The 26394-nt window shown below is 43.7% G+C and carries 35 protein-coding genes; 28 read left to right on the top strand and 7 right to left on the bottom strand.

Going from position 1 to position 26394, the window contains the following annotated elements; genetic code table 11:
• Window positions 1-167 precede the first annotated feature (167 nt).
• The 7 genes from ACBR23_RS23930 (at window position 168) to ACBR23_RS23900 (ending at window position 3004) form a co-directional block, all read left to right on the top strand.
• Window positions 168-719 carry a DUF6036 family nucleotidyltransferase gene (locus ACBR23_RS23930; protein WP_371120577.1) on the top strand — a complete coding sequence of 184 codons (552 nt, stop codon included), beginning with the start codon at window positions 168-170 and terminating at the stop codon, window positions 717-719.
• The gene (locus ACBR23_RS23925) at window positions 716-1012 is read left to right on the top strand and encodes a hypothetical protein (protein ID WP_371120578.1); all 297 of its coding nucleotides are present in this window, start codon (window positions 716-718) and stop codon (window positions 1010-1012) included. The genes ACBR23_RS23930 and ACBR23_RS23925 overlap by 4 nt, the downstream gene beginning before the upstream one ends.
• A 217-nt stretch (window positions 1013-1229) precedes the next feature.
• On the top strand, window positions 1230-2060 hold the full coding sequence (locus tag ACBR23_RS23920) for a cold-shock protein (protein WP_371120579.1): 831 nt from the start codon (window positions 1230-1232) through the stop codon (window positions 2058-2060).
• A 123-nt stretch (window positions 2061-2183) separates the two neighbouring features.
• Entirely contained in the window at window positions 2184-2447 is a 264-nt protein-coding gene (locus ACBR23_RS23915) for a hypothetical protein (RefSeq protein WP_371120580.1), read from the top strand.
• The gene (locus tag ACBR23_RS23910) at window positions 2444-2674 is read left to right on the top strand and encodes a DUF433 domain-containing protein (protein WP_006634608.1); all 231 of its coding nucleotides are present in this window, start codon (window positions 2444-2446) and stop codon (window positions 2672-2674) included. Before ACBR23_RS23915 ends, ACBR23_RS23910 begins: the two co-directional genes overlap by 4 nt.
• On the top strand, window positions 2671-2814 hold the full coding sequence (locus ACBR23_RS23905; RefSeq protein WP_371120581.1) for a DUF5615 family PIN-like protein: 144 nt from the start codon (window positions 2671-2673) through the stop codon (window positions 2812-2814). The genes ACBR23_RS23910 and ACBR23_RS23905 overlap by 4 nt, the downstream gene beginning before the upstream one ends.
• The gene (locus tag ACBR23_RS23900; RefSeq protein ID WP_371121022.1) at window positions 2798-3004 is read left to right on the top strand and encodes a DUF5615 family PIN-like protein; all 207 of its coding nucleotides are present in this window, start codon (window positions 2798-2800) and stop codon (window positions 3002-3004) included. Before ACBR23_RS23905 ends, ACBR23_RS23900 begins: the two co-directional genes overlap by 17 nt.
• On the opposite strand, the gene ACBR23_RS23895 is transcribed toward ACBR23_RS23900, so the two are convergent.
• On the bottom strand, window positions 2946-3128 hold the full coding sequence (locus ACBR23_RS23895; protein ID WP_371120597.1) for a hypothetical protein: 183 nt from the start codon (window positions 3126-3128) through the stop codon (window positions 2946-2948). The two genes, ACBR23_RS23900 and ACBR23_RS23895, sit on opposite strands and share 59 nt — an antisense overlap.
• A 147-nt stretch (window positions 3129-3275) precedes the next feature.
• Here ACBR23_RS23895 and ACBR23_RS23890 point away from each other — a divergent pair, with 147 nt between their 5' ends.
• Together ACBR23_RS23890 and ACBR23_RS23885 are read left to right on the top strand one after the other, a co-directional pair.
• Window positions 3276-3965 (top strand): hypothetical protein, encoded by a 690-nt coding sequence (locus tag ACBR23_RS23890; RefSeq protein WP_371120583.1) that lies wholly within the window; start codon window positions 3276-3278, stop codon window positions 3963-3965.
• Window positions 3966-4333: 368 nt separating this feature from the next.
• On the top strand, window positions 4334-5884 hold the full coding sequence (locus tag ACBR23_RS23885; RefSeq protein WP_371120584.1) for an ATP-binding protein: 1551 nt from the start codon (window positions 4334-4336) through the stop codon (window positions 5882-5884).
• Here ACBR23_RS23885 and ACBR23_RS23880 read toward each other — a convergent pair.
• Window positions 5865-5936, bottom strand: a complete 72-nt coding sequence (locus tag ACBR23_RS23880) for a hypothetical protein (RefSeq protein WP_371120596.1) — start codon at window positions 5934-5936, stop codon at window positions 5865-5867. The genes ACBR23_RS23885 and ACBR23_RS23880 overlap by 20 nt on opposite strands.
• 342 nt (window positions 5937-6278) lie before the next feature.
• Here ACBR23_RS23880 and ACBR23_RS23875 point away from each other — a divergent pair, with 342 nt between their 5' ends.
• The 16 genes from ACBR23_RS23875 (at window position 6279) to ACBR23_RS23800 (ending at window position 14726) form a co-directional block, all read left to right on the top strand.
• Window positions 6279-6503, top strand: a complete 225-nt coding sequence (locus ACBR23_RS23875) for a type II toxin-antitoxin system VapB family antitoxin (protein ID WP_371116921.1) — start codon at window positions 6279-6281, stop codon at window positions 6501-6503.
• Between the two features lie 107 nt (window positions 6504-6610).
• Complete coding sequence (locus tag ACBR23_RS23870; RefSeq protein ID WP_371120585.1) at window positions 6611-6841, top strand: hypothetical protein; 231 nt, start codon at window positions 6611-6613, stop codon at window positions 6839-6841.
• Window positions 6838-7068 (top strand): DUF433 domain-containing protein, encoded by a 231-nt coding sequence (locus ACBR23_RS23865; RefSeq protein ID WP_096829650.1) that lies wholly within the window; start codon window positions 6838-6840, stop codon window positions 7066-7068. Before ACBR23_RS23870 ends, ACBR23_RS23865 begins: the two co-directional genes overlap by 4 nt.
• Entirely contained in the window at window positions 7065-7397 is a 333-nt protein-coding gene (locus ACBR23_RS23860; protein WP_371120586.1) for a DUF5615 family PIN-like protein, read from the top strand. Before ACBR23_RS23865 ends, ACBR23_RS23860 begins: the two co-directional genes overlap by 4 nt.
• A 291-nt stretch (window positions 7398-7688) precedes the next feature.
• Window positions 7689-8477: a serine protease gene (locus ACBR23_RS23855; RefSeq protein ID WP_371120587.1), complete on the top strand. Its 789-nt coding sequence runs from the start codon at window positions 7689-7691 to the stop codon at window positions 8475-8477.
• Window positions 8478-8603: 126 nt separating this feature from the next.
• Complete coding sequence (locus tag ACBR23_RS23850; RefSeq protein ID WP_371120588.1) at window positions 8604-9137, top strand: hypothetical protein; 534 nt, start codon at window positions 8604-8606, stop codon at window positions 9135-9137.
• A 324-nt stretch (window positions 9138-9461) separates the two neighbouring features.
• Window positions 9462-9743, top strand: coding sequence for a DUF2281 domain-containing protein (locus tag ACBR23_RS23845; protein WP_371120589.1), 282 nt, complete (start codon window positions 9462-9464; stop codon window positions 9741-9743).
• Window positions 9740-9970 (top strand): DUF433 domain-containing protein, encoded by a 231-nt coding sequence (locus tag ACBR23_RS23840; RefSeq protein WP_371120590.1) that lies wholly within the window; start codon window positions 9740-9742, stop codon window positions 9968-9970. The genes ACBR23_RS23845 and ACBR23_RS23840 overlap by 4 nt, the downstream gene beginning before the upstream one ends.
• A 298-nt stretch (window positions 9971-10268) precedes the next feature.
• Window positions 10269-10799, top strand: a complete 531-nt coding sequence (locus ACBR23_RS23835; RefSeq protein ID WP_371120591.1) for a hypothetical protein — start codon at window positions 10269-10271, stop codon at window positions 10797-10799.
• Window positions 10800-11099: 300 nt separating this feature from the next.
• Window positions 11100-11276 carry a hypothetical protein gene (locus ACBR23_RS23830; RefSeq protein ID WP_341739112.1) on the top strand — a complete coding sequence of 59 codons (177 nt, stop codon included), beginning with the start codon at window positions 11100-11102 and terminating at the stop codon, window positions 11274-11276.
• The gene (locus ACBR23_RS23825) at window positions 11276-11518 is read left to right on the top strand and encodes a hypothetical protein (RefSeq protein WP_371120592.1); all 243 of its coding nucleotides are present in this window, start codon (window positions 11276-11278) and stop codon (window positions 11516-11518) included. Before ACBR23_RS23830 ends, ACBR23_RS23825 begins: the two co-directional genes overlap by 1 nt.
• A gap of 101 nt (window positions 11519-11619) precedes the next feature.
• Window positions 11620-11937 carry a DUF4258 domain-containing protein gene (locus ACBR23_RS23820; RefSeq protein WP_371120593.1) on the top strand — a complete coding sequence of 106 codons (318 nt, stop codon included), beginning with the start codon at window positions 11620-11622 and terminating at the stop codon, window positions 11935-11937.
• A 2-nt stretch (window positions 11938-11939) separates the two neighbouring features.
• Window positions 11940-12155 (top strand): YgiT-type zinc finger protein, encoded by a 216-nt coding sequence (locus ACBR23_RS23815; protein WP_193972625.1) that lies wholly within the window; start codon window positions 11940-11942, stop codon window positions 12153-12155.
• Between the two features lie 734 nt (window positions 12156-12889).
• Window positions 12890-13831 (top strand): Fic family protein, encoded by a 942-nt coding sequence (locus tag ACBR23_RS23810; RefSeq protein WP_371116917.1) that lies wholly within the window; start codon window positions 12890-12892, stop codon window positions 13829-13831.
• A gap of 233 nt (window positions 13832-14064) precedes the next feature.
• Complete coding sequence (locus ACBR23_RS23805) at window positions 14065-14307, top strand: hypothetical protein (RefSeq protein WP_371116916.1); 243 nt, start codon at window positions 14065-14067, stop codon at window positions 14305-14307.
• Window positions 14304-14726 (top strand): type II toxin-antitoxin system VapC family toxin, encoded by a 423-nt coding sequence (locus ACBR23_RS23800; RefSeq protein ID WP_371116915.1) that lies wholly within the window; start codon window positions 14304-14306, stop codon window positions 14724-14726. Before ACBR23_RS23805 ends, ACBR23_RS23800 begins: the two co-directional genes overlap by 4 nt.
• Window positions 14727-15358: 632 nt before the next feature.
• Here ACBR23_RS23800 and ACBR23_RS23795 read toward each other — a convergent pair.
• The 3 genes from ACBR23_RS23795 to ACBR23_RS23785 all read right to left on the bottom strand — a co-directional run bounded on the left by ACBR23_RS23795 (window position 15359) and on the right by ACBR23_RS23785 (window position 18118).
• Window positions 15359-16276 carry an NAD(+) kinase gene (locus tag ACBR23_RS23795; RefSeq protein WP_371116914.1) on the bottom strand — a complete coding sequence of 306 codons (918 nt, stop codon included), beginning with the start codon at window positions 16274-16276 and terminating at the stop codon, window positions 15359-15361.
• A gap of 310 nt (window positions 16277-16586) precedes the next feature.
• The gene (locus tag ACBR23_RS23790) at window positions 16587-17564 is read right to left on the bottom strand and encodes an NmrA family NAD(P)-binding protein (protein ID WP_340517486.1); all 978 of its coding nucleotides are present in this window, start codon (window positions 17562-17564) and stop codon (window positions 16587-16589) included.
• A 449-nt stretch (window positions 17565-18013) separates the two neighbouring features.
• Complete coding sequence (locus tag ACBR23_RS23785; RefSeq protein ID WP_340517484.1) at window positions 18014-18118, bottom strand: PetM family cytochrome b6-f complex subunit 7; 105 nt, start codon at window positions 18116-18118, stop codon at window positions 18014-18016.
• Between the two features lie 70 nt (window positions 18119-18188).
• Here ACBR23_RS23785 and pdxA point away from each other — a divergent pair, with 70 nt between their 5' ends.
• Together pdxA and ACBR23_RS23775 are read left to right on the top strand one after the other, a co-directional pair.
• Complete coding sequence (gene pdxA / locus ACBR23_RS23780) at window positions 18189-19301, top strand: 4-hydroxythreonine-4-phosphate dehydrogenase PdxA (RefSeq protein ID WP_371120594.1); 1113 nt, start codon at window positions 18189-18191, stop codon at window positions 19299-19301.
• A 299-nt stretch (window positions 19302-19600) separates the two neighbouring features.
• Complete coding sequence (locus ACBR23_RS23775) at window positions 19601-23203, top strand: OmpA family protein (RefSeq protein WP_371120595.1); 3603 nt, start codon at window positions 19601-19603, stop codon at window positions 23201-23203.
• 126 nt (window positions 23204-23329) lie between these two features.
• On the opposite strand, the gene ACBR23_RS23770 is transcribed toward ACBR23_RS23775, so the two are convergent.
• On the bottom strand, window positions 23330-23662 hold the full coding sequence (locus tag ACBR23_RS23770) for a helix-turn-helix domain-containing protein (RefSeq protein WP_341739120.1): 333 nt from the start codon (window positions 23660-23662) through the stop codon (window positions 23330-23332).
• A gap of 27 nt (window positions 23663-23689) precedes the next feature.
• Window positions 23690-24610 carry an NAD(+) kinase gene (locus ACBR23_RS23765; protein WP_371116911.1) on the bottom strand — a complete coding sequence of 307 codons (921 nt, stop codon included), beginning with the start codon at window positions 24608-24610 and terminating at the stop codon, window positions 23690-23692.
• A gap of 369 nt (window positions 24611-24979) precedes the next feature.
• Between ACBR23_RS23765 and ispG the strand changes: the two genes are divergently transcribed.
• Entirely contained in the window at window positions 24980-26200 is a 1221-nt protein-coding gene (gene ispG / locus ACBR23_RS23760; protein ID WP_341739121.1) for a (E)-4-hydroxy-3-methylbut-2-enyl-diphosphate synthase, read from the top strand.
• Window positions 26201-26394: the final 194 nt, after the last annotated feature.

The raw sequence follows: 26394 nt of genomic DNA, 5'->3' as shown, positions 1-26394 counted from the left end.
GCATAACACCCGTTTTGAATTGAACCCTTAACAAAGGATGGAGATACCAAGGAGCGGAATGAAACGAAAGTTTCACGTTCCGTTCTGAATGAGAGGTAGGGGTAGAGATGCCCCTATCGACTCTAACTTCTAAGAAATCTGTTACCGTTTAAATATTTGTGCAGCATATGCGTCCGAATGTTGATTCTCAGAAGATAGAACGACTGATGCAAGTCTTGGGCAGAGAGGCTCAGGGTTCAGGCTGCATCTATTTTACGGGTGGTGCTAGTGCCCTACTGATTGGATGGCGGAATTCGACAATTGATATCGATATTCGTCTAGATCCTGAACCCCCAGGCATTTTTGGTGCGATCGCCAAAATCAAACAAGAATTGAATATTAATATCGAACTGGCTTCCCCACAGGATTTCTTACCCACAATTCCGGGGTGGCGCGACAGGAGTATCTTCATTGGCAAATACGGTCAAATCTCGTTTTATCACTATGACTTTATAGCCCAAGCACTCTCCAAAATATCCAGGGGATTCGATCGGGACATTAAAGATGTTCAAGCCATGTACGAACAGAAATTATTTTCATTAGAAGAACTGCGGAATAGTTTTGAGAGTATTGCACCCGAATTAATCCGATTTCCCTCTCTTAATCCTGATGCGCTCAGAAGCAGAGTTGAGAACTTCATCAAACGTTTTGAAAGTAACATAGAGGATGGACAGTTATGAGCTTGAATGAGTTACCGGGAGCAGAGCTAATTCTACCTGGACTGGACGATCTTCATCATGGTAAAACTAATACAATTGGGTCATTGTTAGTCGCGATCGCAGCAACGCGCCTAGCTGAAGCAGGCTTAGATGTTCCTCTAGATCGTCTGGCCGCAGAGCCAGAACTGACTCTTTATGCCCGCCTTCAAGATGAACGAGATGATGCTTATCCCTACTACAATGCTTTGCTGAATCGCTTGAGTAGCTTTTGCAATGCACTTGAACTTCTTTATCAATACAAGCTATCTCAGTGAGCGAGTGAAGCTTTTGTCAATTTAAAGATAGCTTTTTTCGGTATGACGGCTGAAATGTTTGAGTCGAATCGTGTGGCGAACTCGATCGAGGAAAGAAGATTCCGATGGGGAGTAATAACGGGTTGACATACATCATCAAGCTGCGGTATTATTCGACTATATTCAGTATTGTACCACAACTGCGATACAACTATAAGTAGTGAATAGAATTAGCTTTATGACAATAGACTTCGGCAGTATCAAAGGCTACAATCCTGATAGAGGATTTGGGTTTGTCGGTCATACTTTTTTTAATCCTGATGGAAAAGTTTTCTTCCATATTAAAAAAATCAGGAGAAAACATCCTGAATTAGCCCAAAAATTGGACAGTGGCGAAGCTTTTGAAACATTCAATTTCTGGTATGAAATTGAAACCACCGAAAAAGGCGAACAAGTTAGTAAGCTTTGGCTAAACGCAGACGATATCCCTCAAAGTTACACAAATGAATTGTGTGGTTTAAAGCAAAAAGTAGAGAGTATCTGGAAAAATATAGGCTCTCCAAAACCTAGTTGGCTTGACCATGTAACGATAAAGTTGGTTGGAGTTGATTGTAGAGATAAATTAAGTGTTGAGCGAGATAACTTAGAGAGTCAGCTTAGAGCGGCAGAGGAGGAGCGACGCAGGGAAGCAGAGGAGGAGCGACGCAGGGAGGCAGAGGAGGAGCGACGCAGGGAGGCAGAGGAGGAGCAACGCAGGAAGGCAGAGGAGGAGCAACGCAGGAAGGCACGTATTGAGTTGTTGCTACTACTAAAGGAGCTGCGTCCTTTAAAATTTAAATATAGTAATCAACTCTCAGCCTATATTGCAAAAAATCAACTTGGTTATAGGTATCCAAATATCTCAGGTATTGTAAGAATGGCAAAAGAAGGTAAAGAATGGGATTTTAAGGGGGGATTTCATAAAGAAGTTTATAAAATTATTTGTAGGGAACTCGGTTTGGCAAACCAGGGGACGAGTGCTACAGCAACAAAATTTACATCATATCAACAACTATTAAATAGGAAATAAATAGAAATGAGAAAACCCTTTTACAAAAATAAACTTACAGGCAATTATGGTGTTCTTGAAGTGCAGGTATGGTCAAACCATTCTTCCTATCTTCAACTTAGGCTTGTAAACGCTGTTGGCGGAATGATTGAGTTGAGTCACCAGTACAAACCTGTCACGACTGAAAATCTAGTTGAAGTCTCACCGGAGGAAGTTCAAAAGGCTCTATTGGGTTTAACGATAGAACAAAAAAACGATGACTCCGATCGAGAACAATCCTTTTTTGATCTAGCCGGAATCTGGGAAGGAAAAAATATCACCCTAGACGACATTCGCAAAGACGCATGGGGTAAGGATACATTCTATGTAGCTTCACAGAAAAATGATATTACCGAGTGTTTCTTATGAACTACCGAAACCACATCACGATCGAAGCAAATAAACGCGGTGGTAAGCCTTGTGTACGCGGCTTGCGAATTACAGTTTATGAAGTGCTTGAGTACCTGGCTTCCGAGATGACTGAAGCAGAAATTCTCGACGATTTTCCCGATTTGACACGAGAAGATTTAAAAGCTTGTATAGCTTATGCTGCTGACCGTGAGCGTCGGTTTATGACCGCTACCTTATCAGCATGAAATTACTTTTTGATGAAAACTTGTGGCCCAAGTTGCCGAATCGTTTGAGCGATATTTTCCCAAATTCGCTTCACGTTCGAGATGTGGGAATGAAAGCAACGATCGACCCAATAGTTTGGGATTATGCATTCATACAATAATTTGATGATTGTCTCGAAAGACGCGGATATGCACGACCTGAGCTTAGTATTTGGGAATCCACCGAAAGTTATTTGGCTTCGACTTGGAAACTGTTCGACATCACAAATTGAAAATTTGCTGCGTCGGGAGTTCAACGCGATCGAATTATTTTATGAAGACGAGAATTTATCGCTGCTTGCTTTATCATAATGTAATCTAAAATATAATAAAAATAGCTTTTTTCGGTACGACGGCTCATATGTTTGAGCCGAAGCGTGCGGCGAACTTGCTGTAGGAAAGGAGATTCTGATGGGGAGTAAGAAGGAGTTGACATACATCCTCAATCTGCGGTATTATACAGCTATACTCAGTATTGTACCGCAACTGCGATATAATTATAAGTTAGCTTCTGTTGGTCTAATCTATAAAATGCTGACAGACAGCCCCATATGACAGGCATAACTGGCAAAAACTGAAACTTGTGAAACAAAATTTAGTTAACTTAGTGAGCAGTATTGATTTTTCAAGTCTAGACCTATGGCTCACGAATTTACCTTTAATTTCAAAATTTATTGGTGTAATTGGGCTAGTGGCAAGCGTTGTCAGTTTGATAGTAAATTGTCCAAAAGCTTACTCTCTATTAAGAGGGATAAATGTTAAACTTGAAGTCAGGAAATTTACTCTGGTTGAGAGAGTTCAAGGCTTGGTTGATTTCCAACTTGACTTATGCATACATGCTTTTAATGGGAATGCTGTAATTCGAGAAATTTATTTAGTAAATATGCATGAATTTTATTTGCAATACAATGAGCCTATTTGTTTGCACAATGAGCCAGATAATAATCAGCCAAGTAACAAAGCAAAGGTAACGCTTGCTATTCCTATAACTGAATTTGAATTTACTCAATTTGTTGAGAATAGCTTTCAGGAGCTTCTTTTAATGAGAGTAAGAGATGTAAAAATAGATATTCTTGGAGTTCAGGTGTCTGAAAATTCACTTAGGTGTTTGACAATGGCTGGCAGATTAAAAGGAAAAATTACTGATGGAGAAAATTTTTCAAGCATCCCGTTGGAAAATTGGCGTGTATTAGTAAAATATGATCAGCGCGAAGCTGAAGCCGAGCTTAATGCAACAATTATAGATAACAATCAAACAATAACTCACTGTTAGTTCATTAGTGTTTCAGCATAGCATGGTCGGACACGATATCCGGAGCGCACATTTCCGGTAGCACAGCAGCAGCGTTCCTTGTGGTCACGCTTGCGCGACTGGTGGAGGTCACGATGATGTGGCCTAACCATGCGCTGCAGCGAACCCGGCCATCACCTCACGGTTGCAATCCAACGCCCAACTTCACCGTTATCTCGTAAACGTTCCCTGACTTTGGAGATGATTCGGAAGCTCGATCGATAATTAATAATTCCGCCTAAGATTCTCATTTCCACCCGATGAGTCGGTACAAACCCCACTTAACAACAAACCCCATTCCAACAACAGTAAAGTAAACTGAGAGCAGCCCAATTAGCCCCACTTGACCTATGCCACGTTGGTTCAATACCGCTGGCCCTTGCCGCGATAACATTCACTATATGTTGCCGGCAACCCGACGCCTCCCGAATTTAGAGCGACTGATTGCTCAGCAAAGCTATTTTGTCATCCACGCACCCCGACAAATTGGTAAAACCACGGCCATGCTGGCTTTAGCCAAGCAACTTACCGATAGCGGACAGTACACTGCGATCGTGGTTTCCGTGGAGTTAGGTTCGCCCTTTAATGACAATCCACAACAAGCCCAAGCGGTCATTTTAAGTTCTTGGCGAAGTGAGGCGCGAGTCTATTTGCCACCGGATCTCCAGCCACCACCAAAACAAGAAATGGAGGTGGGACAAGGAATTGAAGAAACATTGCGGCAATGGGCACAAACTTCACCTCGCCCTTTAGCAATCTTCATCGATGAAATTGATTCGCTCCAAAATGAAGTATTGCTGTCCGTTTTGCGTCAGTTACGCAATGGTTTTCCCTCTCGTCCGAAAGCGTTTCCTCAATCGGTGGGTTTAATCGGTTTGCGGGATGTTCGCGATTACAAAGTGGCTGCGGGGGGTAGCGATCGCCTCAATACATCCAGTCCGTTTAATATTAAAGTGCGATCGATTACTCTCAGAGATTTCAATGCTTCAGAAGTCGCAGAACTCTACGCGCAACATACCCAGGATACCGGACAAGTTTTTACACCATCAGCCGTAGCATTAGCTTTTGAATTGACACAAGGACAACCTTGGTTAGTGAATGCTTTAGCCAAAGAAATCGTCGAAGAATTAGTAACAGATGAATCTATAGAAATTACACCGGAACATATTTTAGAAGCTAAAGAAATTTTGATTAAACGACAAGATACACATTTGGATAGTTTGGCTGAACGACTGCGAGAAAACCGAGTCAAAGCAATTATCGAGCCGATACTAGCCGGACAAGAATTGCCAGAATCTTCTAATGACGATCGCCAATACCTCGTAGATTTGGGTTTGCTAAAACGAGATCCGGCCGGGGGCTTAGTTATTGCTAATCCGATTTATCGAGAAGTGTTGCCGCGAGTTTTGGCGCAAGGCCCGCAAGATAGTTTACCGATGATCAGTCCGAGTTGGTTGAATCCTCGCGGTGAACTGATGACCGAAGCACTCCTGCAAGCGTTTCTCGCCTTCTGGCTGCAACATGGCGAACCGTTACTCAAAAGTGCGTCTTACCCCGAAATTGCCCCGCATTTGGTGTTGATGGCGTTTCTGCATCGGGTGATTAATGGTGGCGGAACGTTGGAGAGAGAATATGCGATCGGACGAGACAGGATGGATTTATGTTTGCGTTATGGTGAAGTCACATTAGGCATTGAACTGAAAGTTTGGCGGACTCGGAAAGTCGATCCGTTGAGTAAAGGGTTGGAACAGTTAGATGGGTATTTGGCTCGATTGGGACAAGATGAGGGGTGGTTGGTTATATTCGATCGCCGTGAGAATGCTCTGGAGTTGGAAGAACGGTTGAAAACTGAAATTCAGACTAGCCCGATGGGTCGGTTAATTACAGTGATTCGTGCGTGAAAATGTAATCTAAAATAAAATAAAGATAGCTTTTTTCGGTACGACGGCTCATATGTTTGATCCGAAGCGTGCGGCGAAATTGCTGTAGGAAAGGAGATTCTCATGGGGAGTAAGAAGGAGTTGACATACATCCTCAATCTGCGGTATTATACGGCTATACTCAGTATTGTACCGCAACTGCGATATAATTATAAGTTAGGTGAAAATTTTCCCTGATAATTAATAGTTAGGCTTTCAATTAGTAGGGAAGCAAGTTAATTTAATTTATAAAAATCAATTTTATTTGCTAGATTTTAAGTATTTGCTATGGGGCAAGCCTAACAATGCGTTGGAGCCGACAGAATGATTATAATCGGATGAAAGCGCGATCGATAAGACTTACCCCAAAATACCTATGAAAACTACGATCGAAATCGATAACTCCCTCATCACTAATGCGCTCCAGGCGACTGGACTCACAGCACAACAAGAAGTTGTCGAACTGGCCCTGAACCATTGGTGTCAACTTAAGGTAAAACCCATAGTCCGGCAAGGGTTGAAACCCCTGCCTCAAAGCGCAAGTCCTCTAAAAGAGGACTCAAGAACTCATCATCATCAGTCCTCTTTGAGAGGACTTTAGCTATTAGACAGGGGTTTCAACCCCTGTCGGACTGGCGGGTTCATAGGCGGACTTGGCGGGCTTTCAGGCTTAAGTTGACACCAATGGCCCTGAACCTGTTGATCCAAATGAAAAACCAAGAGAACCTCCGGGCGCTACGGGGTAAACTCGCCTGGGACGGCGACCTCGATCGCATGAGAACGGATGATGACTCCGATCGAGAACAATTCTTTTTTGAGGTAGCCGGAATCTGGGAAGAAAAAAATATCACCCTAGACGACATTCGCAAAGACGCATGGGGTAAGGATACATTCTATGTAGCTTCACAGAAAAATAGTATTACCGAGTGTTTCTTATGAACTACCGAGACCACATCACGATCGAAGCAAATAAACGCGGTGGTAAGCCTTGTGTACGCGGCTTGCGAATTACGGTTTATGAAGTGCTTGAGTACCTGGCTTCCGAGATGACTGAAGCAGAAATTCTTGACGATTTTCCCGATTTGACACGAGAAGATTTAAAAGCTTGTATAGCTTATGCTGCTGACCGTGAGCGTCGGTTTATGACTGCGACCTTATCCGCATGAAATTACTTTTTGATGAAAACTTGTCGTCCAAGTTGCCGAACCGTTTGAGCGATCTTTTTCCAAATTCACTTCATGTTCGAGATGTGGGCATGAAAGCAACGATCGACCCAATAGTTTGGGATTATGCAAAAGATAATAATTTGATGATTGTCTCGAAAGACGCGGATATGCACGACCTGAGCTTAGTATTTGGGAATCCACCGAAAGTTATTTGGCTTTGCCTTGGAAACTGTTCGACATTGCAAATTGAAAATTTGCTGCGTCGGGATTTTAATGCGGTCGAATTATTTTATGAAGACGAGACTTTATCGCTGCTTGCTTTATCATAATGCACCGATCGCCCCAGTGTGCGATCGAGTCTAATCTCAAATATAATAAAGATAGCTTGTTTCAGTGCGACGGCTGAAGTGCTTGAGTCGAATCGTGTGGCGAACTCGATCGAGGAAAGGAGATTCCGATGGGGAGTAAGAACGGGTTGACATACATAATCGATCTGCTATATTATTCTATAGGTCGCTTTATATTGTCAATAAGGTAGCGATCCAGATTATTTGTTTATAGCTATAATTTAGTTCAATACCGCGACAGCAATTTCAACATCACAAGTTATATCAGCTTCAATGTATCACCAGCCACCTGCCAACTTTTTCTACTCAGCTTACTTGCTCAGGACAAAGTTTCTTCACCCGGATGGAACAGTTAAAGAAGGTTCAGGAACAGGTTTTGTGTTGGAAATAAAAGAGGGTTTTTCTGTTATTGTAACAAACAGGCATGTTGTTGATATTGACTATCGGCAACCCAGCGCGAAATACAAAGACTTTTCAATTCAGGAATTATTTATATCAGGAAGAAGACCAGATGATACAACTTACACATTCAGGTTGTATCCAACGGCTAAATTTTTTTATAGTGAAGTTAATGAAAATGATGTTGTACTTATAGAGCCAATAATGTACGTAGATCCTCCAGATCAGTTCGCACAGCGACTTCATTGGCATTTTGGACTGGAGCACTTAGCCACGCAAGAAATATTTGACAATCTGTTACAGCCTTATGACGATGTGGCTTTTACTGGTTTTCCAGACCAATATGATAAGTTAACAAATCGACCAATCCTAAGATCTGGAAAAATTGCCAGTGATCCAAAATTTGATTATTCATGGAGTGGCAAGTTTGAGGGTAGTTGTGTTGCGTATGAAGCTTTCTCGTCAGAAGGTGCATCAGGTAGTCCTGTTTTTGCACCTCCTAGAGGTTTACATACCATACCTGGTTCACGAGATGGGTATCTAGTTGGGATTAATGCAGGGCATATACCAGACCACAACAGATATGGAGGTCATAGTGGTATTTCATATTTCTATAAATCTACAGTGATTCTGGATATTATCCATCAAGCAAAATTGATCTGAGCTTGAAAAGCAGATATACCGGAACCTAATGGGAAAGGTAATGGCTTTTTCTTGAATCGTGAAACATGGCGGGCATTTTAAGCCTGCATAATATTTGCCAAAACTATCAATCGGACATAATCGCCAATGAAGAAATTCCTGACTATCCTCGCCAGTACGATCGCGATCGCGACACCCACCCTATTCCTAGAACACAGTACCCTACTCGCCCAAGCCCAAACCCAAGAATCACAGCTCAAAACCCACGCGATCGGCAATTTGACCTTCAAAGCACCCCGAAATTGGCTCGAAAATCCCAGGGGCGCAAGTGCGAATAGCCTTCATTTACACAACAAAAAGTTCCCCGATAGAGGCGGTGGATTTGCCCCCAAGGGTTTGATTCGCGTGCTTGCAACCATCAGTGAGGAAAACCTGGAAACCGCTATGAAACCGAGTTCCAGAGAAATTCCTAAGACGACGATTAAGACCGAACGTCTAACCATTAACGGTAAAAAAGTCGTGCGCTTGTATGAATCCTATAACGACGGGTTTCCCGCAGGCATTGTCACCTATGTTGCCACAGGAAAAAAAGAAACAATTATGCTAGGAACTTTCTACTCCGACAGTGATACGGAAAAGCAAGTTCAGCAAATTCAAGATTCGATTCGCATTACTCAATAGCAGTAGGTTGGGTTAGCGATAGCGTAACCCAACATCTCTACACCTTTGCCGTCCCTAACAATTTCTTGCAGGCGGACGCGAAGGCTAAACGATCTAGCTTTCCCGAAAGATGGTTTCGCGTCGCTGAAAATAACCGTTATCTCCTAAACGTTACCTGACCTTGGAGATGATTCGGAAGCTCGATCGCGAGTTTGACCTACAGAAAATTGGTAGAATCAATAGAGATGCTTCGATCGCGCACCCATGCAACAAGCTAGTAGATCCAAAAAAAAGATGTTTGTGTAAATCGTTAAAATAGTACCAAAAACAACCAAGGAGAAACCCATGTTAACCCTAGAAATGGCAATCCAAAAAATCCAACAATTCCCCCCCGAACAACGCAATAAAGTTATTGAATTTATCGAATTTCTAGAATTTCAAGCCAGCCAAACTAAAACGATAGAACCCAAAAAAGATGACTCCGATCGAGAACAATCCTTTTTTGAGCTAGCCGGAATCTGGGAAGGAAAAAATATCACCCTAGACGACATTCGCAAAGACGCATGGGGTAAGGATACATTCTATGTAGCTTCACAGAAAAATAGTATTACCGAGTGTTTCTTATGAACTACCGAAACCACATCACGATCGAAGCAAATAAACGCGGTGGTAAGCCTTGTGTACGCGGCTTGCGAATTACGGTTTATGAAGTGCTTGAGTACCTGGCTTCCGAGATGACTGAAGCAGAAATTCTCGACGATTTTCCCGATTTTACACGAGAAGATTTAAAAGCTTGTATAGCTTATGCTGCTGACCGTGAGCGTCGGTTTATGACCGCTACCTTATCCGCATGAAATTACTTTTTGATGAAAACTTGTCGCCCAAGTTGCCGAATCGTTTGAGCGATGCTTGCTTTATCATAATTGTACCGCAACTGCGATCTAATTATAAGTTAGACAGCTAATCCTCTCAGTTGGGGCGTAGCGAGAAGTCATCTGTGAGTTGCAATGCTCAAGTAGGCGTGAGTTTATGGTTGGGGTGCATTTAAGGGATTGTTAGCGAGGTACAATCAACCAACTTCGTAAAACATCCTGTTGAGGTATTAAAGCAGTAGGAATTGATTGTAGAAATGTTAGTTATTTATGCAGAACAATGAACAATAATCAGCATGGACTCTTAAGCATGAAAATGAAAATTGCTATATCTCTAATAGGTTTAGCCCTTGCAATTTTACATACCACAAAAATTTTGAGCTTTGACACTCAAGGATTAATTTTACTTGTAATAGCTTTTCTCCCTTGGTTAGCTGGTTTTCTATCGAAGGCAGAGTTGCCGGGGGGATGGAAATTAGAGTTCATACAACAAATTCAAGAGGAGCAGGTTAGACAGAAGTATGAGATTGAACAACTTAAGTTTCTAATAGAAGGTTTTGTGACTGAGAGCGAATTAAATATTCTAAAGAGGCTCAGTTCGTCAGAACCATATATAGTGAGAGTAGACAAGACCTCTCATTTTTTCTCTAATGAGTTAGACAGACTAAGAAGACTTGGGTTAATTGCAAATCCTGACAACAAAGGAAGGGCTACTCTGCTTAAGGATGATGGGCAGAGCCGAGAAGTCAAAGAACATTTTTACATTACTGAGAAAGGCAAGAGCTATCTTAAATTTAGAGGAACTGCCTAATACGGCTGTCTAACAATTCGGTTGGAGCGGACTACCGAGAGCCATTGGTGAAGATGCAAAGGTTGCTTTCAGCCGCTCAACCGAGTCGTTATCTCGTAAACACTGCCTGACCTTGGAGATGATTCGGAATCTCGATCGAGAATTAAGGATTCCGGCGAAGATTCTCATCAAGCCTTATCAGTAGCACAAACCCCCGCTGAACAACAATAGAACGCCATTCCAACAACAGTAAAGTAAACTGATGAGTTCATTTGAACTCGGAACAGTTAAAATAGACAGTGGGTGGAGTGAGTGACCGAAATGCCAACTACTGCTCAGTTAGAGAGTTTATATCGCGTCAGCTATCAGTTGACGTTCATCATGTTGCAACCGATTCATCTGGTTTGTATCGATCGTCGTACTCGAAACGTATACGTTCTAGCTGGATATGGTGAAGACCTTGAGTTTGAAATAGTACCGAATGGGGAGGTATTCTGATGAGCCAAGTGAATTTTGAGGCTATGAGCGATGCCGAATTGAGACGGTACTTTCTGGAAAATCGCCAAGATCGAGCTGCTTGTCAGGCATATTTAGACAGGTTCAGTCAGCGTCCGAAATCAATCATTGCAAGCCCAAGCGATCCCGATTTTGACGCAAAAATTCAGGCAGCAATTCAGCAGAAATTAGAATCATCGCCTAGTAGCCAGCCAGCTAACAGCACAGTGGAACGGACGGAATAGAGTGACCTTGGAGATGATTCGGAAGCTCGGTCGAGAGCTTGACAAATCAGAAAATTGGTAGGATAAATAGATACGCTGCGATCTAATTGGGTAAATAAAAATTGGCTGATGACATCTTAGAGCAGGTACGAGAAGCGGCAAGTAAGCGCTTATTGTTTCTACCTCATACGATCCGGCAAATGTCCCGCCCAGAGCGAATGATTGCAACTACTGAGGTTGAAGCGGTGGTTAGGACAGGCGAAGCGATCGAAGATTACCCAGAGGATGCAAGGGGGCATAGTTGTCTCATGTTAGGGCTTGGGCGAGATGACCGAGCAATTCATGTGGTGTGTGCCCCGAAAGACGAATATTTAGCTATCATTACAGCATATCTGCCCGATCCCAGCCAATGGACACCGGATTTTAGAGGGAGACTGTAAGAATGGAATGCTTGTGCTGTAGAAATAAAATGCGACGCGGAACCGCCCCATTCACGATCGATCGAAATGGTTATCGTGTGTCATGGGACAACATTCCAGCGTGGGTTTGCAATCAATGTGGCGAGGTTCTATTTGAAGCCCGCGAAGTTGATTTGATTCAGGAAGCGTTAGTCGGTTTAGATCGAGAGACTGCGACGTTAGTTGGTCAGTTATCGTAGTAGCTATTTGACACTCCCCAACCTAAAGGTGTGGGGATTCTTAATTCAGCGACTGACCTTTAAGTGCTACGTCCTTGCGGCAATACTCAAACTTTTTAACCGTAGGAATTCTACCAATTAACGAGCCTGATTCGCGGTCACCCCAGAGAGTCTATCTCCAAAAGCGTACTAGGATATTCACCTAGAGTTCGGGTATGTCCTACCCTACCTAACAAAAATGAATTGTTTGTTTTTCTGGTTGTGAGGCTGTATTAAGCCCCTAGCTGTTTTTAGAGTTTTCGCCGCTCTTTGTCCCCCAGTTTACGCCTAAAAGTGTGTTTGAGTTTCTGTTTCACGATGGCGAAGGAATTTAACCTTGACTATTCTAATATACCACAAAAATCAACATTTTCGTGTTCTTTGAAAAAAGATTTAAGAAATTAAAGTCGTCCTAGAAGGACGGGGTTTTAAACCCAATTTTCTGATAACAATCGCGCTGCACTGGAACGTTCTAATATGGTGGGTTAATGGCAAAGGTTATCTACGTCCAGTGAGCGCGAACGTTATCTCACAAACGCTGTCTGACCTTGGAGATGATTCGGAATCTCGATCGAGAGTTTGACCTACAGAAAATTGGTAAAATAAATAGAGACGCTGGATCGCGCAAGGTCGGAGAACGATCGCCTGATTCGTCGGTTTTGTCAGGAGTTGGGGATTGAGGTGCCGTTTTAGGGAATGGGGGAGTATTTTCAAAGATGGAGACTCAACTATACGAGAAATTCATTCAAAAGATAATTATTTTAGGTAAACAAAAGGAATTTTCATTAACCTCTTCGATCGACAACTATTTAATCATGAATTATCGGCTTAAATTAGAACGAATCGATAAACTAAAAGCTTGGCTAGATGGGTTTAGACCCTTCGATTCCACGCTTGTCGCCGAACTCAAAAAGCTCTATGATGTTCGCTTTACTTATAACTCAAATGCCATTGAGGGTAATACTTTAACCCAAAGTGAAACGGAATTAGTTTTAACGAAGGGCATTACTGTGGGGGGCAAAACCCTTGACGAACATTTAGAAGTTATTGGACATAAGCAGGCGATCGATTATATTGAAAATTTAGCCCAAAAAGATACGGAGATTAATGAATGGGAAATAAAGCAAATTCACAATCTTATTCTCCGCAAAATTAACCCGGAGGAAGCGGGTAGTTATCGCACTCTGGATGTGATGGCGGCGGGAACGAACTATCGTTATCCTGCCCATTATTTATTGTCTCAATTAATGAGAGATTTTGCGATATGGCTCAACTCGGAATCTGCTTTAAGGCTCCATCCAGTCGAATATGCCACTATGGCTCATTATCGTTTTGTTTCTATCCATCCTTTTCGCGATGGAAATGGTCGAAGCGCTAGATTATTAATGAATTTACTCTTAATCCGTGCAGGCTATCCGATCGCGGTGATTGACAACCAAATCCGCAATGATTATATTAATGCTTTAGCCTACGGGCAACAAAACCAAGATGATTTAAGCCAGTTGTTTGAATTGATTTTTGATGCTACGATTAGTTCGCTTGTGGAAGTTTTAAGATTATTGGTGACTGCAAGTAGCAGCAGGGGAAAGGCACAGGCTTTTTATCAGGAGATTACTGATTTTCTCGATCGTAGCGGTGGTTTAGGGGATGGGGAATAGGTAATGGGTGGGATGTTAAACCAAAAATGTTCCTGCGTACCAACGCTATCTCGCAAATGCTGGCTCACCTTGGAGATGATTCGGAATCTCGATCGAGACCTTGACCTACAGAAAATTGGTAGAATAAATAGATACCCTGCGATCGCGCACTCATGCAACAAGCTAGTAGATCCAAAAAAAAGATGTTTGTGTAAATCGTTAAAATAGTACCAAAACCAACCAAAAAGAAACCCATGTTAACCCTAGAAATGGCAATCCAAAAAATCCAACATTTTCCCCCAAATCAACTCGAAAAGATTTTTGAATATATCGAATTTCTTGAGTTTCAAGCCAATAAAAAAACCTTTGAGCCGATTGATACAAAGTCAGAGAAAATATCTTTTACACAAGCAGCCCAAGAGTTTGTTGGTTGTTTAGATAGCGATCTCGAAGATCTTTCCCACAATTCCCAATACCTAAAAGGCTTCGGAGAATGATGAGTAACCCCATTATTTTAGATACTGGAGTTTTAATTGCCTTTCTGATGCCCAAAGATAAATTCCACTCTTGGGCAGTCTCCCAACTTTCCCAAGTTACAGATCCCGTCATTACCTGCGAACCTGTAATCACAGAAGCCTGTTTTCTCGCCCAGAGAATCCATCATGGACAAGCAACAATCTTAAAACTAATCAAACAGGGACATATTCAAATTCCTTTTATTCTCAATCAAGAAATAGAAGCAATTGAAAATCTAATGGAGCGTTATGCATCCGTGCCAATGTCCCTAGCCGATGCCTGCTTAGTCAAAATGAGCGAGATCTATGAAGATAGTTCCGTGCTTACCCTAGATAGCGACTTTCAAATCTATCGCAAACACCGCAACCAAAATATTTTGGTAATCATGCCAAATTTATGAGTCATATCAATTCCGGTTGCACCGGAATTATTAGTAGACCAAATTAGGAGACGGCAGTGCCCATTGGTGTCAACAATCGCCTGAAAGCCCGCCAAGTCTGTCTGTGAGCCCGCGAATCCGCCAGGGGTTGAAACCCCTGTCTAATAGCTAAAGTCCTCTCAAAGAGGACTAATGAGTTCTTCAGTCCTCTTTGAGAGGACTTGCGCTTTGAGGCAGGGGTTTCAACCCCTGCCGGACTATTGGTTGTACTTTAAGTTGACACCAATGGGCACTGCCCATTGGTGTCAACTTAAGCTGTCAGCCCGCCAAGTCTGTTAGTGGGTTCACGAGTCCGACAGGGGTTGAAACCCCTGTCTAATAGCAAAAGTCCTCGCTATGAGGACTAATGAGTTGAAAATTCTTCTCTTCAGTCCTCTTTGAGAGGACTTTCGCTTTGAGACGGGGGTTTCAACCCCCGGCGGACTATTGGTTGTACTTTAAGTTGACACCAATGGGCAGTGCCGTGTCCCTACAATATTACTTTGGGTAGGGACACGGCACTGCCGTCTCCTCTATATTATTTCGGTGTTACCGGAATTAATATCACTAAAAAACCCGTGCATTCGCGCCGGGGGGAGTGTCAACAACAACTGTCAAGGCAACTCAACGGAACTGGGTTTAGCAATATGAGGTAATCCCCAACCCAATTTTTCGCGCAAAACATGGAAAAACTCAGGAGGTTGTACCCGAACAAAACGGGCCATGTACGGAGCTTTTTCTACTTGTACCCAATCCTCCGGGCGAACATAACAGCCGCCATTTCCGTCTACCACCATGACTAAACGGTTCGGACTCGCGGGCAAAATCTTCACCGGTTCTGTGTTGGAAAAAACCAAGGCGCGCGAAGCCATAGAATGCGGGCAAAGAGGCACTAATTGTAATACTGGCACTCCGGGAATAATCACAGGCCCGCCCGCAGACAGCGCGTAAGCCGTCGATCCTGTGGGAGTCGAGATAATTATCCCATCGGCGGCAATGTCCACAGAAGCGTGTTGCCCGATCGCCACTTCAAAATGACACATACAAGTCAGCGGTTCCCGGTGCAGCACCATTTCATTCAAACACAGTGCTTCCCAGAGGCAGTCATTGTCGCGAAACAACCGTACTGCTAGCATTGACCTTTCTTCGATTTCGTATTCTCCCGCCAGCACCTTCTCCAAGGCTTGTGGCAGCAAGTTAAGGTAAGTTTCGGTCAAAAAACCCATATGACCAGTATTGACCGTCAGCAGTGGCACTCCGATGGGAGCGACTTGGCGAAATGCCGACAGCACAGTACCGTCGCCACCCAAAACCACGGCAAATTCCATGTCGCTGTCAAAACCGGGGGGGACGAGTTGGTCGATCGGAGTATGACACATGGGGCGATCGGGACTAGAATAGCCCAGAATTCCCCCAGAACCGGAAACCGCGCAGACATCCCAGCCGATCGCCGTCAGTTGTTCTTTCAACTCTTGGGCGATGCGACAAGATACAGGTTTAACGTCGTTATATATAATCCCAGCTTTCGGCACGATCGACTACCCCGCCCTACTATCATCAAGGACGAAAAATACGTCCTTTTTATTTGATAGACATCGCAAGAATTGCCAATCTTGAACAGGCAAGATGCCTGTTCCACAATAAATATGGTCGGAGTCTAATAAATTGGAGAGTTCCAAAGTTCGGGTTGAATATAGTTTTAATATGGCGCGTCTTGTTACCATCTTGAAATTTTTAATCACGTAGATTTTGCAGCTTGTGGCGGCATCGAACCGCCACAAATTACCGAAATTTAATCCCAAAACTCAGCAATTTGAGTCCTAGAAATGGAGTATAAGCTGATTAAAACGTAAAAGGCATTTTTTGTTTACCCCGTTTTTTAGTTTTAAGCTGCTCGTACTCTATTTCCTTGAGCTTCTTGGTAATCAGACTAAAGTATTCTTCCAGATAAGATTCCAAAGTAGTAGTTTCTTTGGGGTCTATTCCGAAGACACTGTAAACTTCATCCATCGGAGCTTTCAAGGGTTTTCCGGCGGCCAAAACTTCGGAAAAAGCCAATCTGTCAGCTATGTTCCAACTCCACTGAAAGAACTGAGCAAATTGACGAGTAGCCTTCAACAAAGCATCTGGGGTGCGGGTGATTTTGGCTTGTTTGCCAGATAAGCGTTCGCATAGGCGCACAATTTCTTCTGCATCCCAAGCGCGAGGGCCCACCAGAGGAAAGCTTTTTTTCTCAGTTTCGGGAACGGAAAGGGCTCGGACTGCAAATTTCGCCACATCCTGAGTGTTCATGTAGGCCAGGGCTGAGGGCTTGTTGGGCAACCAAACTCCCTGACTATCCAAAATCGGCATGGCGTATAGGCTGAGCAGTCCTTGCAAAAATCCACAGGGCCTCAAGATGGTGTAATCGAGACCGGACTCTGCTAAAAATAGCTCCGTACAGCGCTTAATTTCCAATAAGGGGACTTGGGGATATTTCTCGGCGTCGAGAAACGAAAAGAAGATGTAACGCTTGACTCCTGCTGCTACTGCTGCTTGAATCAGCGATACTTTTCCGTCCCAGTCTACTCTTTTGATGCTTACAGAATCGGCAGCGCTAGCTGTGGCTGCATCGATGATAGCTGTTACCCCGGATAGCGCTGAAGTCAGGCTATCTGGCTGGCAAAGGTTTCCGGGTACGAGTTCGGCACCCCATTCTTTCAAAAATGCAGCTTTTCTGTAACTTCTTACTAGGCAACGCACCTGGTAGCCCTCGTCTAGGGCACGGCGGGCTATTTGGCGGCCGAGTGTGCCGGTGGCACCTAAAATCAATAAAGTCATCTAGGGATTAATTATGAATCTTAAACTTTCTATAGGATTGTATCAGGTCTTTGTTAATTTTGTTATAAAAACTTAACAAAAACCTGAACTTTTCTCATTTTGGCGTTGAGACCTTCGGCAGAAGGCTGGCTTTCTGATCGCTCGATCCCCGTAGGGACACGGCACTGCCTATTCGTGTCAACTTAAGCTAAAACCCAGTCACAGATTGCTGTTTAACTATTAAACTGCTATCCCCCCTAGCCCCCCTTAGGTCGGGGGGGACAAGAAATCTTCTCTTTCGTCCCCCTTCCCCCCTTGGGGGGGGCTAGGGGGGGGTGGGGATTTAGGGGGATCTAGACTTAGGTAAAAACGATATTTATCAAGGCTTTCAGGCTTAAGTTGACACCTATGGGCACGGTGCGGTGTCCCTACTTCATAAGCCTGGGATACGGTGTAACTGAAAAAAAAGCTTATTCTTCGCCGCCTTGGAGTTTGAGCAGGAGGAAGCCTCCACCGATACCGACAAAAATTAGGGAAAAGGACAACAAGGCTGCATTTAAAATTTCAGGATTCATGATTTTAGATGTCTAGTTGGACGATCGCATTCAATAAAGATAGTATAATTTGGGGCAACGAGCTACAGGAATGCTAAAATTTCAGTGCGGAAAATGTTCTAGATTTCTGGAGAAAAATGCCTTGAGTCTCGATCGAGGATTGAAACTAGCTCTAACTCTGGGAGATCCGGCAGGAATTGGGCCGGAAGTGATTCTCAAGGCTTTGGCCGATCCCGTAGAGGCTTGTGGGGTGTGGACGATCGGCTCTCGGACAATTTTGCAGCAAACTTATGATAAATTGCGATCGCAAGATCCATCCCTAGCCTTAGCAAATCCCGACACATTAAATATTATTGAGATCGCATCCGACAGCAAATGGGGCGAAATTATCCCTGGTGTTGGTAATGCAGCCAGCGGCGCTGCTAGCTTTGCCTATCTCGAAACTGCCATCGCCCGTACCCTGACTGGTGAATTCTCGGCGATTGTCACAGGACCGATTTCCAAAACTTGCTGGCAGGCGGCTAATTACAATTATCCAGGACAAACAGAACTTCTGGCCGAAAAAGCGCGATCGAAACGCTTCGGAATGCTGTTTGCTGCCAAATCTCCCCACAGCAACTGGATGCTGATTACTTTACTCGCTACCACACATATTTCCCTACGTCAAGTCCCCGATGCTTTGACTCCAGAGTTGTTGAGCGAAAAACTGGAATTGCTCATCGAGTGTTTGCGGGCAGATTTTGGGATCGAAACACCCAGAATAGCGGTGTCTGGCTTGAATCCTCACAGCGGCGAAAATGGGAAACTGGGAAATGAAGAGCAAGACTGGATGATACCCTGGTTGGAAACTCAGCGCGATCGCTTCGAGCAAGTACAGTTAGACGGGCCCATCCCACCGGATACCCTCTGGGTAAAGCCCGGTAAAGCTTGGTACGGTTTTGCAGCACCTACTCACGATGCTTATTTGGCAATGTACCACGACCAAGGTTTGATTCCGGTAAAATTAATGGCTTTTGATAAAGCAGTTAACACTACAATTGGCTTGCCCTTTGTCCGCACATCCCCCGATCATGGCACTGCTTTTGATATTGTAGGTAGAGGGATTGCGGATGCTTCCAGCATGAAATCTGCCTTGGAGCTTGGGAGGGAGTTGGCCACGAGAAGAGCAGTGGCAAAATGGGGCGATCCGCGAGATACTAAATAAAACCGATCGCCCTCTCTCTCCCAGTAGAGAGAACCCGGTGAGTATCTAAAAAGATGAGGTTAATTAACTAAGGTTAATCAAGTATATAGCAATCCTTGCAGGAGTCGCAAGTTTTTTACCCCACCCCAACCCTCCCCTTATTAAGGGGAGGGAGCAAGAAATTCACAAATGATTTAGAATTGCTATAGATAGGTTAGTTAGCTTGATTCTGTTGAAATTTGCTATTGATTTTCCCTTATATGGGGTTGCCAACGGGTGATTTCCTTTCATTAGTCAAAGTCAAATCATGGTAGAAAATTATGACAGAATTTAATCTCAATCCAGAGGAAAGGGAGCAATTAGAAAACACTGAAACTAATCCTACAAATCAGATAGGTAGTAATGCTGGCGAGCAACTTCAAGAATTAATGAAAATGCTGGCGGAGTTGCAATTATTAAAATTAAAAAATGAATCTAACGAAATTAATTTAAGGTGTACAAAAATGTCTAACAATAATAATGAGGAGAAAAATGAACCCAATCAGCAGTGGTCTTTTCTGATAGAATCACCAGCAATTATCCCCGAAATTTTGACAAGTGAACCCGAAAATACCAGTCATAAAAACATAAAAAAAGAACGGTTCGGATCGCGAAAATCCCAGTCCCAAAACGAAGAAGTGCCTTCGGAGGAAACCTTAGAAGAGGCTAGAGAAAAGTTAAAGCGGTTGCAACAATTACTATTTGAACGGGATTTACCAGAATTTTATGATAATATTTTGAGCGTAGAACAGAGATTGGCAAACTTTGAAAGGATGATTTCCGATCCCGATGAGTTGCTAAAATTATTAACACCATTAATTCCTGAGTTGCTGAGCGGCCAAGTCAGGGAATTGAAGTCTGAGTTGCGAGAGGCGATCGCACCGGATGGTAGTCCCAGAATTAATCAGAGTGAAATAGAAGCAAAAGTAGTAGAACTACAAAATCAAATCGCGATTCTATCTCAGCAAAAAATCCCCAATTCAGAACAGTTAATCCAAGGGCTGACTCCCATAATCACCGATTTGCTCAACCGCAAACTAGAGGAGTCGAAGTTAGGGGTAGATTCAAAAATTGCACCGGCAGTTAAGGAAGTAATTAACCACCAAAACGGCCTGGAAGAAAAAGTATTAAATATTGAACATCAAGTTGCTCACGTTCAACAGCGTTTTCAGCAGCAGCCGGAAGATTTAGTCAAACAACTACTGCCCATAATTAACGAGTCGCTGAATCGGAAAATCAGTGAGTTAAAATCGGAGCTGATCCAGACTGTGACACCCTCAGCCCAGGTGAGAATAGCTTGGGCAGAAATCGAAGAAAAAGTATTAAATATCATCGAAGGGCGACTCGTAGATCAACAACCACAAATTCAGCAGCCGGAAGAAATAATTGGGCGGGTAATGCCAATCATCACGGAGTTACTTAACCGTAAAATAGATGAATCTAAATTAGATTTAGCAGCCCTCATCGAACCTTTGATGGCTAGCCACAGTCATCAAGAAGTAATTAAAGGGCAACTGTTGAATGTAGAAAATAAAGTTAATCTGATTCAGAAAAAGCAGAATTCTCAACCGGAAGAAATAATGGCCAGGCTAATGCCGTTAATGATTGAGTCGCTGAATCGGAAGATAGATGAGACAAAGTTAGAGGTGAGAGAGGCGATCGCCCCCGGCATCAACGAAGCTTTTCAAAACAGCGGCATAGAAGCAAAAATCTTAAGAAATGAGCATCAAATTATCGAAGTTCAGCACGAAACAGTCGCCCAGTTAGAAGGGTTGATGGCAAGGATTATGCCACGGATCTCCCAGATGCTGTTGGAAAAAATCAGCGAAGCAAGAGTAGAGATAGAAAGTGCGATCGGTCCCGCGGTGGATGCCATTATTCAAAATAAAAGAATTGAAGAAAGACTGGGGAAAATCGAACAAAAAATTGTCGCGATCGAACACCGAATTTATGAATCTACTGACTTGTTTACAGATTTATTGAAGCCTTTAATTGACGAACTTATGGTCGGTCATCACAAGCAACTAGAACAATCTGTCATTGAATCAATTTTGCCTTTATTAGATGAAGTTGTTAATTATAATTATCAACTAAATGATAAAGTAGAAAATCTGGAACGTAAAGTCAATGATGCTCAATGGGGTGGCAATGAGGAAGCATTAGTTGCCAAAATTAAAGCCATTTTCCTGGAAATGATGCTAGACACAATTAACGAATCCCAGGAAGCATTTACTGAAACAATTGCCCCCATAATCGATCAAGTAATTAATAATAAAACCAGGGAAAATAGGCAATCGATGGGAATCGCAATATCTCCAGCGATACCTGTGGGAATCAGCCACCGCATCAATGAATCGCCAGATGAGATTGCACAGGCGATCGCACCCGAAATTGCCTCTGCTGTGAGAAGACAAATTAATCTTAATACAGAAGCGATGTCGGATGCACTCTACCCGATTATCGGTAGTACGATTTTGAAGTACATGGCCGAGACGATACAGGAGATTAATGAAAAACTCGAAAAAGCGGTGAGCCTTGAGGGAATTACCCGCAAATTTAAAGCTAAGTTACAAGGGATTTCTGAAGCAGAATTGCTGATGAAAGAGACAACACCATCAAGTGTTAAGGCAGTATTTTTAATTCAAAAAGACTCTGGGTTAGTAATTACAGCAGTGCAACAGTCACAAAGTGAGCAGCTAGAATCGGAAATGGTGGCGGGGATGTTGACTGCGATTCGTTCTTTTGTTAACGACTGTATCTCTCAGTCTGGCAATATTGCAGAAATTGATGCCATAGAATACGGGACATCTACGATTGTATTGGAAGTAGCGGGTTCCTGTTATCTAGCGGTAGTGATGCAAGGAGAAACCCGCCAATGGTTTAAGTACAAAATGCGAGCAATTTTCAAAAATATTGTTCAAGAATACGGCAATAAAATCCAGTCATTTAATGGAGATCCAGCCAGTATCCCTGTGGAAGTCAATTCCGAGTTACGGAAATTAATTGATACAAATGTCAAAGCTAAATCCACTCAACCTAAAGCGTTATTAATGGTGGGATTTGGACTTTTAGGTTTAATTATAGTACCTTGGGGGATTTATCAATACCGTAGTGGAATTGAACGCAGATTAGAAGCTGAGACAAATTTAGCTTTACAGTCTGCTCCCGAATTATCAGTTTATCGACTCACCGCAGAGGTGAAAGGTAAAGTAGCAGAGCTTTCGGGACGAGTACCGAATCAGAAATTGCGTTCAAGAGCCTTACAAATTGCTCAAAGAGTTGTACCACAATTAACCTTAGACAATAAAATTATAGCAGTGGAAGTACCTCCAGACCCAGTGTTAGTGGAGGCGGATGTCAAGCGGACAGTGGCTCTGTTGAACAAAGTAGAAAGCATTGACATTTCGGCTCGTTATGTGGCAGAGAAAGTTACCGTAGAAGGTAGCGTACTCCAGGCAAAAGATGCTCAGAAAATAACAGAAGCTTTTGCTAAAATTCCGGGGGTGAAGTCGGTCACAAATACAGTGGTAATAGGAACTAAACCGCTGTCTAAGGCCATGGGAATTCGGATTTATTTTGGTGTGGGTGCTGCTACTTTGCAGCCGAACGACATCACCCAAAAAATGAAAGAAATCAAGGCTTTTATGGCAGAAAATAAAGGCAAGAATTTGAGGATAATTGGACATAGCGATTTTAAAAGCAATTCTGCCGAAAACCAAAGATTGGCACTGGAAAGGGCGAAAAATGTGAAAGTAGCTTTAGTGAATAAAGGAATAGATAGTGACAGAATACAAGTTGCTTCTAGCAAAAGTCGTCCCGAAGGCGTGGCGGAAAATCAACCACTGTGGCTGAGTAGAACAGTAACTTTTGAAGTGGTAAATTAAAAGTAGTCTTTGCTTTTTAAATACACAAAATATAGCAACTGCCAAGGCTGTTAAGGTAACTGTTATAAAAAGCGATCGCGCTTCAGGTAAACTAGAAGGCGATCGCCAATTTATTTTTTTTAAAAATTAATTGGTTAGATCGAGATATTTCACACCCCATTCGTGCATGGCGTCGATGATAGGTTTGAGGCTTTCTCCCAAAGGTGTTACGGAATATTCGACTTTAGGCGGAACCTCCAAGTAAATTTCGCGATGGACAATCCCGTGTAACTCCATCTCGCGCAGTTGTTGTGTCAGCATTTTTTGAGTAATGCCTTTTAAGGCCCTTTGCAACTGATTAAAACGCTTCACACCTTGAAATAGCTCGCGCAGGATTAATACTTTCCAACGTCCGCCAATGATATCTAAAGTTCTTTCTACAACACAACTAGCTCTCTCCGTATCTGTTTTGACTTCCATAGTATCTTTTAAGGATTTAATTGCCTTTTAATTGCGGTGATTGTTGTTATACCGAATGCGGGCTCCGGCCCACTGAAGTTTTTCTCTCAATGTGCCGTAATAAGAATAGTTTTCTCGCAAAATGATAAATTTAGCCTCGCAGTCCGCCATCCGCACGTCTACGCGCTGTCCTGGCCAAATGGCAGTACCTAAAATGCCATCTGTCCAGAGTTTGGTACTGAGTTCGTAATCTGCTAAGGGCCAAATGCTGACTACAGAACCGGGTGGCAAAACTACGGGGCGGCTGGATAAACTTAAAGGGCAAATGGGAGTAACAGCGATCGCGTCCATGCCAGGGTGTATAATCGGCCCGTTGGCAGATGCGGTGTAGCAAGTCGAACCTGTGGGAGTTGCGACAATTAAGCCGTCGCCCTGATATTGATCCACTACTTCGCCGTCAATTTCCATTTCCAGAATACAACTGGGCATTCGATCGGCGCAAGCAGGTTTGATGCACATTTCATTGAGGGCCAAAAAGCGATCGCTTTCCGGTTCCAAATTAGTTCTATTTCCCTGAAAAATCGCCGCCTGCAACATCATCCGCTTCTGTACGGCGTATCTATCTTCAGTAAGTCTGTCCCAAATCTCTTCAGTATTTTGGAAATCGTCAAAAGATTCAGTTAAAAAACCTAAGTGTCCCCCCACATTGGCAGCCAAAATCGGGATACCATCAGCAGCTAAATTTCGGGCCGCAGCCAGGGCAGTGCCGTCACCACCAAGCACCACAGCTAAATCAATCGGGCTGGTACTAGAAGCCAAAAACACTGGGTAGGGGTTGTCTTTTGGGCCACTCGGCCCCATCAAAACATGACAACCGCGACTTTCTAACTGCCGAGCACATTGTTCTGCCCACCGCTGGCTGAAGGGATCTCTGGCTTTGTGGGCAATAATTACTTGTTTTAGTTGCACAAACTGTCGATTTTAGATTGGGGCTTTGGGATTGTGAGATTTATCGATCGGGGATTGGGGATTGTTAGATTTTATGCTAACTGCAAAATCAACCGATTTGAGATTTTATGGTGGCTGCAAAATCCTAACAGGTGCGATCGCACAAATTGGTTTTGGAGATCATTTTTAGATTCTAAACTATTTTCGAGAATTGCGAGGCAGACGATCGGAATATGTGCGATCGGGCCGAGCCCATAAATTCGATCGCAAATCCCTTAAAAAAAACCAAATCCCCAAACCTCAGTCTCCAAACAGACCCTTTCTGTGGCAATCTAAAAAACAGCCGAGACAATTTTATAAACTTTTGGTAACAGAACCCAGCAATCAATTATGCAAACTCTACCAAATCCAACTAAAACCCCCAACCCTCAACCAGCCTTCGACACCACCATCAAACGGCGCAAAACCAGACCAGTCAAAGTCGGTAGCGTCACCATCGGTGGCGGCAACCCAGTCGTCGTACAATCGATGATTAACGAAGACACCCTCGACATCGACGGTTCAGTAGCCGGAATTAGGCGATTGCACGAGATTGGCTGCGAAATCGTCCGCGTCACCGTGCCCAGCATGGCCCACGCCAAAGCCTTAGCCGAAATCAAGCAAAAACTGATCGCCACCTACCAACCAGTACCCCTGGTTGCCGATGTCCACCACAATGGCATGAAAATCGCCCTAGAAGTGGCCAAACACGTAGACAAAGTGAGAATCAATCCGGGTTTGTACGTGTTCGAGAAACCGAAAGCTGACAGAACCGAATATACCGATGCCGAATTCGCCGAAATTGGCGAAAAAATCAGGGAAACCCTGGAACCCCTAGTGATATCTCTCCGAGATCAGGGCAAAGCTTTGCGAATCGGAGTCAATCACGGTTCCCTTGCCGAAAGGATGCTGTTCACCTACGGCGACACCCCAGAAGGCATGGTAGAATCCGCCCTGGAATTCATCAAAATTTGCGAATCCCTGGACTTTGGCAACATCGTCATTTCCCTGAAAGCCTCCCGTGCTCCAGTGATGGTGGCGGCTTACCGCTTGATGGCACACCGGATGGACGAACTAGGCATGGATTACCCGCTGCATTTGGGTGTCACGGAAGCTGGCGACGGGGAATATGGCCGTATCAAGTCCACCGCGGGGATCGCACCGCTATTGGCTGATGGCATCGGCGACACCATCCGCGTCTCCCTGACAGAGGCCCCAGAAAAGGAAATTCCTGTCTGCTACAGCATTCTGCAAGCCTTGGGATTGCGGAAAACGATGGTTGAGTATGTGGCTTGTCCTTCCTGTGGTCGTACTTTGTTTAATTTAGAGGAAGTGCTGCACAAAGTGAGGGCGGCGACGCAGCATCTGACGGGTTTGGATATAGCAGTAATGGGCTGTATTGTCAATGGGCCCGGAGAAATGGCTGATGCTGACTATGGTTATGTGGGGAAGCAGGCTGGTTATATTTCGCTGTACCGGGGCCGGGAAGAAATTAAGAAGGTGCCGGAGGACAGAGGTGTGGAAGAATTGATTAACTTGATTAAATCGGACGATCGCTGGGTGGAACCTTAAGTAAGCGGATGCCGGATGATTAATTTTAAATCCGGTAGTTACCCAAAGTCAGTAAGGGGCGGGTTGATTTAGCTTGACAGACGGGAATCCCCACACCATACCGCTTCGGTTGGTGTGGGATGAAAGGCGCGTGAGACGAGGATTCCACTTGTTCACAATCTCAAAGCGTAGCTTTGAGCAGTGGGCAGGTGGAT

The organism is Microcoleus sp. (assembly GCF_041354475.1).
Taxonomy (GTDB): domain Bacteria; phylum Cyanobacteriota; class Cyanobacteriia; order Cyanobacteriales; family Microcoleaceae; genus Microcoleus.
Note: the sequence above shows the minus strand (reverse complement) of the source record. Positions and strands in the feature narration are given on the sequence as shown.